The sequence below is a fragment of the Nostoc sp. genome, from assembly GCF_036918015.1.
In the GTDB taxonomy this organism is placed as follows: domain Bacteria; phylum Cyanobacteriota; class Cyanobacteriia; order Cyanobacteriales; family Nostocaceae; genus Nostoc.
The window spans coordinates 1-12,337 of sequence record NZ_JBALEO010000060.1 but is presented as its reverse complement, the minus strand read 5'-3'; the positions used below and the strand labels follow the sequence as shown (position 1 = coordinate 12,337).

The following is a 12,337-nucleotide window of genomic DNA, read 5'->3' as shown; positions in this document are numbered from 1 at the left end:
ATTTTTATTGATTTGGTTGTTGAATCATTTCTTCGTTAGTCGCCTGAAACTTCAGCTGAAAATATCGTCCCTCTCGTCCAAAACCGGGAACTATATCAATCACACCAAAGTATTCGGAAAGTGCCCCAAATATGGCGAGCAGAATGATTAAGCTGGTGATATTTGCTCCAGTATTAGAGCGTTGTCCTACGAGTCTAGGCATTTGTTATTTTATTTGTTGTTGTTTTTAATGGCTAACCTTACTGAAAAAATCATACAAAATTATTGACATATTTTTATCTGCAATCTGCCTTGATTAAGCTTAATCTTTAGGAATAAAAAAAACAAAATGACTATTTCCAAAGATAGATACGCTCCTGTTTGCTTTCAAGCTTTTGGAAGTAAATATTTTTATTTTTATCTTCAATATTATTGAATGACTTAAAAGATGATGTTAGTTAATTGAGCTTTATTCATCTTCAAGAGAACATCAAAGTTCCCAGAAAGCTTTCACGACTTCCTTAGACTCTTGCACAAAGATTTTATGGTAGGATAGAGGTTTTAGCATAAAGCTGACTCTGGTAATATCCGATACGAACAAATCAAAAGCCGATCGGTTGGTGAATTTAAACGCCTGTTTGGGATAAAAGTTGCAATATCTTGCTTTGACTAAGGGATACCACCTGTGGTATCTAGAAATATCCTAGATTTGATAGATACAATAGTTAGTAGCTTGTTTCCTGGTTGTGCATAGCATTGCCCGATCTAAAGTTACAGCCCAGTCAAGAATGCAGGCATTTTTACCCCACTCAGAAAGTTGCTTCAGCCGATAAAATTTTGGTAACTCTTAACTATTAATAAATATATCGGTGCTTAGTGCTATTCATGCTTTATATTTAGCGACAGGATGATGCAAATAGCCACTCACCTTCAAATACTTAGGAGGTAGTATCCACTGGAAGCAACTAATGCTTTGATACCACCACCAGATAGTGTAAGTTAAGGTTAAGTCGATATTCAAACGAATAATTTTTGCTGAATTGCGACAGATAAAGACTAAACTAAAAAGTCTTGTGCAGCAAAACCTGTAGCTTTAAATGAAGTAATCATGTCTAAGGTTCTTGTCTCCGATTCGATTGACCAAGCTGGAATTGACATTCTTTCGCAAGTTGCTACCGTTGATGTCAAACTAGGTCTAAAACCAGCGGAACTGATCGCAATTATTGGTGAGTATGACGCGCTGATGATTCGCTCTAGTACGCGCGTCACCCAAGAAGTTATTGAAGCTGGTACCCAGCTAAAAATCATCGGTCGTGCTGGTGTGGGTGTGGATAATGTGGATGTTCCCGCTGCCACCCGTCGGGGAATTGTGGTAGTCAATTCTCCAGAGGGAAATACAATTGCCGCCGCCGAACACGCGCTAGCAATGATTTTGGCTTTATCTCGCCACATCCCCGATGCTAACGCTTCGGTGAAACGCGGTGCGTGGGATCGCAATAGCTTTGTTGGCGCGGAAGTCTACAAAAAAACTCTCGGCGTTGTCGGTTTGGGTAAAATTGGCTCCCATGTTGCCGCTGTAGCTAGGACAATGGGGATGAAACTCCTAGCTTATGACCCATTTATTTCTACAGAACGAGCCGAACAACTTGGCTGTCAGTTAGTGGAACTAGATTTACTTTTCCAGCAAGCAGACTATATCACCCTCCACATCCCGAAAACCCCAGAAACTACCCACTTAATCAATGCCACAACCTTGGCAAAGATGAAACCCACAGCTCGGATTATCAACTGCGCTCGTGGTGGAATCATTGATGAAGTAGCTTTAGCAGCTGCTCTGAAAGCGGGTAAAATCGGTGGTGCAGCCTTGGATGTGTTCGAGTCAGAACCACTGGGTGAATCGGAATTGCGATCGCTAGGCAAAGAAGTTATCCTCACCCCCCACTTGGGAGCCTCAACCGCAGAAGCTCAAGTGAATGTGGCTATTGATGTTGCCGAACAAATTCGCGATGTACTTTTAGGACTACCAGCACGTTCAGCCGTCAACATTCCCGGACTCGGCCCCGACGTGTTGGAAGAACTCAAACCCTATATGCAGCTAGCAGAAACGCTTGGTAATCTGGTGGGACAGCTAGCTGGCGGACGGGTAGAAGTACTGAATATTCGACTGCAAGGGGAACTCGCGACTAACAAAAGTCAGCCTTTAATCGTCGCTGCCCTGAAAGGTTTACTTTACCAAGCTTTGCGGGAACGAGTAAATTACGTAAATGCTAGCATAGAAGCCAAAGAACGCGGAATTCGGGTAATTGAAACCCGCGATGCTTCGATTCGAGACTATGCCGGCACACTGCATCTAGAAGCCACGGGTACTTTAGGTACTCACTCTGTCACAGGCGCTTTGTTGGGTGAACGGGAAATCCACCTCACCGATGTTGACGGTTTCCCGATTAACGTCCCACCCAGCAAATATATGCTGTTTACCCTGCACCGCGATATGCCAGGGATTATCGGCAAACTTGGTTCCCTACTCGGCAGTTTTAACGTGAATATTGCCAGTATGCAAGTAGGTCGTAAAATCGTCCGTGGTGATGCCGTCATGGCTCTGAGTATAGATGACCCTTTACCAGAGGGCATTTTGAATGAAATTATTAAAGTCCCTGGTATCCGAGACGCATATACAGTAACACTATGAGTGCTGAGTGCTGAGTCAAGAAAAGTTAGGAGTGAATAGTTAGGAGTTAAAAGTTAAAAACTCCTAACTCCTAACTCCTAACTCCTAACTCCTAACTCCTTAAAACTCAGCACTCACCACTCAGCACTCAGCACTCAAAAATGGCAAACACCTGGTGGGAACTACAGATTTTATGTGAGCCAGACCTAGAAGAATCGATCTTTTGGCGACTGGAAGATTTTGGCTGTCGTGGTACAGCTAGTGAAAACAAAGGAAATTCATCTTTAGTAAAGGCTTATCTGCCGACAATTCAAACACAGCTGCTAGATTTGGCAGCGCTGTCGCTATGGCTGCGTCAAGATGCCCTCTGTGTAGGAGTTCCATCTCCTTCTTTGCAATGGCAGTTAATTGATGAGGAAGATTGGGCGACTAGCTGGAAACAATATTGGCATCCGCAAGAAATAGGCGATCGCTTCTTAATTAACCCCGCTTGGCTACCATTACCAGAAACAACAGAACGGTTAGTAATTCGCCTCGATCCTGGTGTAGCATTTGGTACGGGCAACCATGCCACCACTCAGCTATGTTTGGAATCGCTGGAAATGCGGCTGAGTGGAGTTTCGCAGTCGTTTGTGGGTAATAGTGGCAAACACGAACATCTGGTAATTGCGGATATTGGCTGTGGTTCAGGTATCCTTTCCATTGGGGCGCTGCTACTGGGAGCAGAGAAAGTCTATGCAGTAGATAATGACCCTTTGGCGGTGCAATCAACTATCAGTAATGGTGCGCTGAATGATATTAGCCCAGAACGTTTACTACCAGCACTGGGAAGTGTAGACGTTTTGAAAAAACTGCTTGAAAATCCAGTGGATGGTATTGTTTGCAATATTTTGGCTCATGTAATTATTGAATTAATTCCAGAAATGAGTGCGATCGCTAAACCTGAAACTTGGGCGATCTTCAGTGGAATTTTACTAGAACAATCTAAAGCTGTTGCTGACGCTTTAGAAGAAAATGGTTGGGTTGTCGCTACCCTATGGAAACGCAAAGAATGGTGTTGCTTAAATGTACGGCGTTCTTAACCCAGTAGATACGAGTAGTAGGGGCGCAAGGCCTTGCGCATTGGTGTCAACTTAAGTTCAAACGATTATCCCACAGGAATTTTACCCCACCCCTCAATCCCCTCCCCGCTTGCGGAGAGGGGAGGTTTTGCCTTTAGACAAAACCGGGGTGGGGTTCTTGGGGTTTAGTAAGTAATCAAGCGGACATGATATCAGACGCAACTAGACAAAGTGGATGATGAAATTTAACAGTATTCGACTTAAGTATAAATAATCAAGCAATTTTTAAGTGACATAATATATAGATTACCCACTATTGACTTTTAAAACTAGCGATGAAAGAACGGCTACAAATTCACAAAAAAGCTGACTCATCCGCTTATTCGTCAAAGCAAAGTCAGTTGCAATGTCTACGACGGGCTACGCCTACGCATTTATTAAATACTCACTCTAAACTTGCCTCCAGCAAGCCTATACTACAGGCAAAGGTAGAAAATCAGAAATTTCAACAATATCAGTTTGAGGTAACGAAACTCCAAATACAAGCCAAGCATGGCACGATCGCGCCAGAGGGACAAGAGCGACTCACTGTCTTGCAAACAAAGATGAGTCAGTCGTTGCAGCAAGGTAAGGAACACTCTTCGCAGTTTGGTCATAGCCTGAGCAAAATGGCGATAAAACGTTCTGATAGCGTGTCAATAGGAGAAATACAGCCAAAACTGACTATTGGTCAATCAGGAGATCGATATGAGCAAGAGGCGGATAGAGTCGCTACTTCTGTAGTCAACCAAATTAATAGAGCTGCTTTGGAAAACCAAGACGCAGGCGTTAAAAACGAACAAGGAAAGTCTGAAGAAATATTAGCAGCAAATAACTCAGCAGATAAAAAACAAAAATTTTTACAAGAATATTCGCTAGCCAAAACACTAGTCAATGGTATAGATGACACATTGCCACAAGATAAAATACTGGAACAACTTTTCAAAAACTTTGTAAATATCCAATTTCAATACACAATGGTGAGTAAGAGTCCAGAAACTCTATTAAAAGGCTCTCCCGAAGGAGATTGTCAGACATTAGCTCGTAGTTTTAAAAAAGTTGCAGAAGAATATTTTGGGATTGAAAAAATAACAATTGAAAGTATCGCTAAACCTTTTTTGAGTGAAGCTGGAGTAACGCCATACCAAGGGAAAAAGCCTAACTGTGATGACGGGAAACGATGGTTCTTCCAAAACCATTATTGGGCTAGCTGGAATGGAAAAATTTATGATGTTTTATTCCTCAGCAATAAACGAACCGAAGCTGATATGGCAAAACAGATGCAACCACTCACATCAATGTTGATGCCTGAACAAGAGTACTATGAAACAGAAAAAGGAAAAATTGTATATCCCATTGTCAATAAATACTCCACTGTAGAGGTTTCGATTTTTGAAAAACTGAAAAACTTTGTTAATAATCTCGGTCAGTTTTTCTCCAACAGCATGAGTGGGATAATCAATAAAATTCGGTCTTTATTTGCCCAAAGCGGAAACAATACCAGTGGTTTTGATTCTCTCATGAGAGAACTTGAACACGACAAAAATAATACTGCGATCGCAAACAAATAAAGTCAATCATTTTCAGACCTTGATGGTATCGTTAACTTAGTGCGATCGCTATCTTCGGTTTCAGAAACAACGGTAGGAAATGATGAAGAATCAAGATATCCACAATCAATCCTCCAGTGCCCCCATGAATACCATTAAGGAACAGCTTCTTACTGCGCTCGAAACCGCTCCAGAATCGATTTTAGAGGAAACCCTCAACTATCTCGAATACCTCAAAATTAGAAAAAATGCCTCTGGTATTAAGCTAGCAGATGCCTCTATCCAAGATGGGGAAGCAACGCTGCGCCACTCCAAAGCTAAAGATTTGCTGAAATTTGCTAACAACTGGCAAGGCGATGACTTTGAAAAATGTCTCCAGTTTGTTTGCAACACGCGTTCCGATGGTGAATTCTGATGTATCTGCTTGGCTTTCACCACTGCCCGGAATTATCCTCTTGTTGCAACCCAATTAACTGTCGCCGCTTCCAAGCATAGTGAAGAATATTAATGCCTAATTCCTGAGCTGTCCGAATGGTCAATCTCGGTAAACTCAAATCTCTATCCAGTCCCCAAGCCGTTGCTAAATCTCCAATTGCTAAAATAATTCCTCCACCAATTAACAGTTTAATCTGTTGCTGATTAACCATTGGCAAGGCGGCAAATAAGAAAGGTTTTGTCCTTAAAGGATGACTCCGTTGCAATTCTTCTAAAGGTCTTAAAGGACTCTCTAATTGTTGTGCCAAAGCTTGAGTACTCTCAATCAAAGGATTAGCATTTGTTGGCGCATCAACTAGAAGCACACCGCCTAAATTTAAGTAATTTCTGAGGGATTCAAATTCGAGACTATTTAAAGATATAGCCTGTCCACCTGTGAGATAAAGGATGTCATAATCTTGGATATTTTCTGCTAAAGAAACCTGACCTGGTTCATCAGCCCCTCGCAAACTTGGGTATAGGGGTTCTACTGCTTGTAACAAATATGAAAGGCTGAAAAAATTACGCGCACATTCAGGATCGCTATGAGTCGCCTGTGCCATACATACCAGTGCTTGAGGACGCATTTGTGCCTGACGACGATAACGCAAATCAATATTATTATATCCAGGGAAAAAAGCATCCGCAGGTTGGGTAATGTCAGTATGTCCTGGTTGTAGGAGTATTCGACATATTTCTATTTCTGAACTAGCTGGTGTAGAGTTTATTTGGTCAATTCGATAAGTCTCTTGAACAATATCTCTTTGCTGTCCGCGCCGCAATTCATCGGGATCTACATAGCTAACTACTAAGTAAATCATGAGCGGTTCAGAACTTACTACTTCTAAATCAATGGGAAAGTCATAAGAAGTCGGTACAACAATTAGATTACCTGCTAAATCAATTGCAATCCCAGGTTGAATTTGTACCCAACGTCCATCTCGATATCTAGCTTCTACTTGGCTTGGGGCGGTCACATCTCGCACGCCTAAACCGCAGACAATTCCTGGTTGATTTAAACTTTGATATTGAGCATTTTGCCGATTACGGTGATATTCATGGGCTGTGCGCCAACGTTCCGCATTGATTAGTAAGCCGTCTGCGGCTTGCAAGCGTTCAAAGGATTTAATTGGTGGTGGTGGGAAAGGATGGGACATAGGAATTTTGGATTTCGGATTTTAGATTTTGGATTAAAAGTCTGTTTAATTTTACTTACTTGTATCAAGTCTGTATGAAGATGCGCTAAATCATGTTTAAGTACAAGAAAGAAAAACGAACCGCAAAGGACACAAAGGACACAAAGTAAAGAAAGAAAGCTAAAAGGGTTTGGTGTAAACTCACAAAAAATGGTATTAATTACGAATTATTTAATTAGAAGGATTTTCGATAGATAATTCATAGGTGCAAAAAGCTGGTTTTTCCTGTTCTATGATTCTTTGGATAAGTTCTTCGTTGATGATGCCAGTAGAAATATTTGAACGCAAACGCACTATAAAATGATATGGTTGTCCACCGGCTAAAACTGCATTTCCTAATTGTGCGTCTCCTATAATGAAACTTGGGCCAAAAGGTTCTGTAATACTAATATGTTTATCAGCTTCATTTGGTAAATGTTCGTCTAGCGGTAAACCAGTATAAAGATGTAAGTAGAGACGCAATCCTTTACGAGTTCCTCGCCAGCGATAAAGTTCTACGGCTCGGCGAATTAAACGCCGTTGTTGCTGGAGATCCCAAACAGAATCTACTTGCCAAGCAACCCAATGAGCCATAAAGGGTAGTAATGCTTGTGGTGCTGTCAAGGGATCGAGGTTTGCCCACATGACGTTGTAACTATTAACTATTGGTTGAAAAGCTTGCTCAAATATCTTCATGAAGCGACCAATAAAGTCTACTTCCCGATACAAAATTGGCAAGAATTCCATGTAGGCAGTGTAGGGACGAATGTATAAATCGAAATACTCGCTTCTCTCGATTTGTTCGTTGTCCGTGCCTGAGTCTATATGTAGAGTAATTAGGCTGCGAAAATTGAGTGTTAGTTTGTCTTTTTTCCCAGGGGAAATTGCCTCTTGGTCTTCAAAAAATGTATCGGGAATTGAGAAGTAGAGAACAGCATCCATTTGTCCACGAGGCGGTATCTCACTGCCTTCTGTGCCAATCTGACACCATTGAGTTGGGAAGTTTCCTTCAACGCTTAAGCTTACCCGCAAAGGACGCTGTTCTAAGTTTTGCACTTGCACAATCATCTCGCTGGGATGCCCAGGATGCAAGAGCAAACTACGTCCAGCTACATCGATGTTTTCTGCATTTGCAAATGCTAAACCTGCCACAGGTAAAGCTTCGGGAATTTGCATTGGCGTTAATTGAATGCTTACAGCTGGACTAGAGCGACTTTGAACCATAGGATTGGGGATTAGGGGTAAGAAGAGGCAGGGGGCAGGGGGCAGGGGAGCAGGGGAGCAGAGGAGCAGGGGAGAAGAATTACATAGCCAGTTCCCAATCCCCAATGACCAATGACAAATGACAAATGACAAATGACAAATCAGCGATTAATGATTTGGATGTCGTGATTGGAACGCAGATTTGTATCAGCCCAGGAACATATCAAACCTTCTGATCCCGGATCGATCAATTGTTCTGGGGATGGTTGTCGTCGCCAATTTTCTCCTTGCTTGCGGATGGGAAACAGCAAGACGGGGCCTAAATGACGCACGCCTGGGGTTTGTTGCAGTAATGCGACAATATCTGATGTATAAACTGGTCGCCCAAATGGCCAACCTTTGCCGTCGATTCCTCCAGTTAAGGGATTTAAATATTTATACAGCGATCGCCTTAAATTCCGACGAATTTCTTCGCTGGCAAAAGGATTATTGTATGCTGGCTCTAAAGCAACTTCTGTTTGTACCGAAACGCCTACGTAATTCGGTTCTTGTAACTCTACTTGTACCCCCAATAACCGTCTTTCATCTAAATAAGTCAAAATTTGCTCTTGCAGGGCATTACTGAGGGCAAAATCTTCTGGTGTCATGCCATTGCCTTGAGCGATCGCATCTGTGTTTGCGAATGGAACTACCAGTAAACTAACTATACCAGCTTGTCTACGAGAATTCGCTGGCAAACACCGGACGCGAGCGATCGCACCAGCACCCGCCTGTTGAGTTAAAACTTCAAAATCTTCAGCAGTGACGGCGCGATCGCGTGTGCGGAGAATGCGGGGAGCCTTCATCACAGCCTGTTCCAGCGACTCGGCATCTGCTCCATTGATTGCTGGTACACGATTGACCACACTAGCAATATAAGGATACGCAGACTTCAAAAACTGAATTGCCCCAGTTTGAACATTGCCTTCTCTACCGCCGCCTGTACGATAACTAACCATCCTAATTTCTGATCCACGGGGAGGAATCGCCCCATATTGGTGTTCCGACTGGTTATTTTCCAGAACTTGTACAGATGTGTCATCCAGCGATGGTTGCTGGATTCGCGATCGCACCTGAGTTTGCTGTTTAAGTTGGCTAGGTTCTCGAATCAGCGGTCCAAACTGGATTGTACCAGTGATCGAATCGATGGTGTAATGAAAATTATGCGGCCCAGAATCAGCAAAATCTCTCACCTCAGTCCACTTTTGAGGTAAACCGCCAGCAGGAGTAACTAAAATATACTCATTTTCTCGGCGTTCTAAAATTGGTGCTGTTTGTAACTGGAAACTTTGACCGGGTGTACCATCACTAATTCCCAATCGCTCATCTTGAATCAGCGTACTATGGCTAGCCCTAACAGTACCGCCAATTGAACGCACTGCTAAACCAATAATTCGTGGTGGACGATTGTAACCAGATTCATTCGCTTCTGTAGAAATAAAGCTACAGCGTAACCAGCGACCTCGATAAGAGGTAAAATTAGCCACAGGCCAAATTTGAGGTAAATGCAGACGTACTTCTGCACCTTGAGAGGGGTTTTCACCCTGCTGGGCGATTTCATAAAAACTGAAGCCGCGAGTTTTATCATCTGATTCTTGCAATAAAACTGATTGCCAATTTTCCCCATCCCAGGCTTCCCATCTCCGGGGTGGTTGATTGGGGTTAATCCCAGCAGGAGTAGCCGCAGCCCCTTGGAAAATAATTTCTAAAACATTAGCATCTATTGGATCGTCAGAATTAATTGCTAAATAAAAGCAGTTACCAGGTTGGGGTTCTTCTTCAAAAATCGGTTGTTCATTACCTGTCCAGTAACCGTTAGATTGACGAGTCCAGGAAGTTGTGACTCTTTCGCGCAGAGATTGGGGAATATCTTCGGTAGTTTGGGCAGTTAAGAAATGTTGGATGCGGGGTTTGCCGATAATTAGAGGAGAATCTGTGCTGAAGGTAATCGCTTCTGTAGTTTCAGTGCGGATAGTTGAAGCTTCTAATCCTGCGGGAATTGTGTAGGCTTCAGGTAGTGCAGCGCTTAAATAAAAAGTTAATTCTGTACGGGCTGGGGCGGGTGGTTGAAGACGAATACCTAGTAATTCTAAAAAAGCAACATAATTTTTTCGGGGTACTTGGTTGAATCTGAGCAACATCTGGTCAGTTAACCAAGCAAATAACTCAATGAGCGTAATTCCTGGGTCGCTGAGATTGTGGTCAGTCCATTCTGGACAGTAGCGAGGAATACGCATGATACATTCTTGCACCAAATCATCAAAGGCGCGATCGTCTAAGTTGGAAGAAGGTAATTTCGGTAAAAAATCAAAGTTCATACCAATTTTAAAAAAGAATGTGACAGATACAAGCCTAGAAACCCAGATGAAATTGAGCTTTCTTAATTTTCAATTTTTAATTTTTAATTCGTATCACGATTCCTCCCCAGCTGACACCAAATAATAAGGATAAACAAAACTATAAATATCGGGGCCGTCTTTAAGTCGATAATTGATGATGATGTCTACTCTGCCACGAACTGGATCGGGATCGGTAACAACTTCATCGATAGTAATGCGTGGTTCCCAAACTTCTAAAGCTTCCAAAACATAAAGACGGATTCGCAGTAGGGTATCGCTATTTAAAGGTGCAAACGCCAGTTCCGACAAGCGCGAACCAAAGGTAGGTCGATAAACCCGTTCACCTACACCCGTGCGGAGGATAATCCAAATAGATTCTTTAACTTTTTGATCTTCACGGCTAAGTTGTATCCCACCTTGCACACTTAAATGCAGTGGATAAGCCCAACCTGTTCCCAAATAGGCTCGATCGCGACCATAAACCATATCTGGCACTTAGACAGCTGTTACATGGATATCTTCAAAGATATCGGCACAAAGGGTTTAAGCCTATTCGCCAAAGGTCGAAGATGAAGAGGCAGGTAGGGGTTTGAGGTTCCGAGGTGGATTATCTGGTATCTCGTTCCCAGTCTCCGACTGGGAATGCCTAATTTGAGGCTCCGCCTCCTCTTTCTTGACAAGAGGCAGAACCTCTCGGAATACATTCCCAGCCTGGAGGCTGGGAACGAGGTGAGCGAGTCTTTGAACTCCGTGAACGAGTCTTTGATACTCGTGAACGAGTCTTTGATACTCGCGGACGAGTCTTTGATACTCGCGGACGAGTCTTTAATACTCGTGGACGAGTCTTTGATACTCGCGGACGAGTCTTTGATACTCGCGAACGAGTCTTTGATACTCGCGGACGAGTCTTTGATACTCGCGGACGAGTCTTTGATACTCACGGGCGCAGTATTCCCCCTGCCCCCTGCCCCCTGCCCCCTGCCTCTTCAATCAGCCGCCAATCAAAACAGTGGGATTACCTTTGATAATTTTATTCGGTGGCCCCAATGCTTCTAAAACAGTGTCGCCCATGCGAGAAGCAGGCAAATTGTTAATCAGCACTGTCTGACTACCGTCAATCACAACCCCAGGGCCGTGAGGAGGGACGGGCAAAAGTGTCGCGCAATTATGAATATCAGCACCAGCAGCAGCAGCACTAATTGCACTACCCATAGTAGCTGCTGATGTTGTCTTTGTAGTTTGTTCAGCAGCTAAGGCAGCAGGTGCCCCTGGTGTACCAGCCGCCGCTAAAGTAGCAGCCTCAGCCGCTTTGATAGCTATATCAGAAGATGTTTTGGCAGACTGCAAACCTGGTACTGCGGCGGCAAGTACGCCCCGCCATGCAGGTAAAGACCCAATCAACACATTGGGACTACCCGGCCCTCCTGTCAAAACTGGGGGGAAGGGGTGTGCCACATTGTCGGTAATTCTTGCTGCTGGTCTACCCATCACAATCTCCTATTGTGTTTATAGCGTTTCCTAATCACATGAGGTACATCTTAGCCCTGGATTTCTCACAAGTGAGAAATCCAAGGGGTGTGGGAGGTGTGGGAGGTGTGGGAGGATGGGGAAGAAGTCTTACCCCCCACACTCCCCACACTCCCCACACTCCTCTTCCCCTGAAGCCTACACTATGCGTGAGAAATCCGGGTTAGCCCCTTCTTCGCTTGCGGGGAGGCAGGGTGGTTTCATACAAAGAAAGAAAAAACTTTGTGCAGTTGATTGGAGAGGGCGCGTTGTGCTTGAGGAATAGTTCGGAAACGAAGTTGGC

The 12,337-nt window shown here is 43.5% G+C and carries 11 protein-coding genes; 5 read left to right on the top strand and 6 right to left on the bottom strand.

Annotation, left to right across the window (positions count from 1 at the left end; translation table 11 throughout):
• Positions 1 to 4 precede the first annotated feature (4 nt).
• Complete coding sequence (locus tag V7K61_RS13830) at positions 5 to 202, bottom strand: hypothetical protein (RefSeq protein ID WP_335053841.1); 198 nt, start codon at positions 200 to 202, stop codon at positions 5 to 7.
• Between the two features lie 885 nt (positions 203 to 1,087).
• Between V7K61_RS13830 and serA the strand changes: the two genes are divergently transcribed.
• From serA to V7K61_RS13810, 4 genes are all read left to right on the top strand, one after another.
• Positions 1,088 to 2,668, top strand: coding sequence for a phosphoglycerate dehydrogenase (gene serA / locus V7K61_RS13825; protein WP_335053840.1), 1,581 nt, complete (start codon positions 1,088 to 1,090; stop codon positions 2,666 to 2,668).
• Positions 2,669 to 2,808: 140 nt separating this feature from the next.
• Complete coding sequence (gene prmA, locus V7K61_RS13820; RefSeq protein WP_335053839.1) at positions 2,809 to 3,729, top strand: 50S ribosomal protein L11 methyltransferase; 921 nt, start codon at positions 2,809 to 2,811, stop codon at positions 3,727 to 3,729.
• Positions 3,730 to 4,043: 314 nt separating this feature from the next.
• On the top strand, positions 4,044 to 5,318 hold the full coding sequence (locus V7K61_RS13815; RefSeq protein ID WP_335053838.1) for a hypothetical protein: 1,275 nt from the start codon (positions 4,044 to 4,046) through the stop codon (positions 5,316 to 5,318).
• A 79-nt stretch (positions 5,319 to 5,397) separates the two neighbouring features.
• Positions 5,398 to 5,712 carry a hypothetical protein gene (locus V7K61_RS13810; protein ID WP_335053837.1) on the top strand — a complete coding sequence of 105 codons (315 nt, stop codon included), beginning with the start codon at positions 5,398 to 5,400 and terminating at the stop codon, positions 5,710 to 5,712.
• A 16-nt stretch (positions 5,713 to 5,728) separates the two neighbouring features.
• Here the strand turns inward: V7K61_RS13810 and V7K61_RS13805 are convergent, their stop codons facing one another.
• From V7K61_RS13805 to V7K61_RS13785, 5 genes are all read right to left on the bottom strand, one after another.
• Complete coding sequence (locus V7K61_RS13805; RefSeq protein ID WP_322638422.1) at positions 5,729 to 6,928, bottom strand: DUF4159 domain-containing protein; 1,200 nt, start codon at positions 6,926 to 6,928, stop codon at positions 5,729 to 5,731.
• A gap of 210 nt (positions 6,929 to 7,138) precedes the next feature.
• The gene (locus tag V7K61_RS13800) at positions 7,139 to 8,170 is read right to left on the bottom strand and encodes a phage tail protein (protein ID WP_335053836.1); all 1,032 of its coding nucleotides are present in this window, start codon (positions 8,168 to 8,170) and stop codon (positions 7,139 to 7,141) included.
• A gap of 140 nt (positions 8,171 to 8,310) precedes the next feature.
• Positions 8,311 to 10,506: a putative baseplate assembly protein gene (locus V7K61_RS13795; protein ID WP_335053835.1), complete on the bottom strand. Its 2,196-nt coding sequence runs from the start codon at positions 10,504 to 10,506 to the stop codon at positions 8,311 to 8,313.
• A 93-nt stretch (positions 10,507 to 10,599) separates the two neighbouring features.
• Entirely contained in the window at positions 10,600 to 11,013 is a 414-nt protein-coding gene (locus V7K61_RS13790) for a GPW/gp25 family protein (protein ID WP_292723217.1), read from the bottom strand.
• Between the two features lie 504 nt (positions 11,014 to 11,517).
• A complete protein-coding gene (locus V7K61_RS13785) occupies positions 11,518 to 12,015 on the bottom strand; it encodes a PAAR domain-containing protein (RefSeq protein ID WP_335053834.1) in 498 nt (165 codons plus the stop codon).
• Positions 12,016 to 12,086: 71 nt separating this feature from the next.
• Here V7K61_RS13785 and V7K61_RS13780 point away from each other — a divergent pair, with 71 nt between their 5' ends.
• On the top strand, positions 12,087 to 12,221 hold the full coding sequence (locus V7K61_RS13780) for a hypothetical protein (protein ID WP_334900288.1): 135 nt from the start codon (positions 12,087 to 12,089) through the stop codon (positions 12,219 to 12,221).
• Positions 12,222 to 12,337 lie beyond the last annotated feature (116 nt).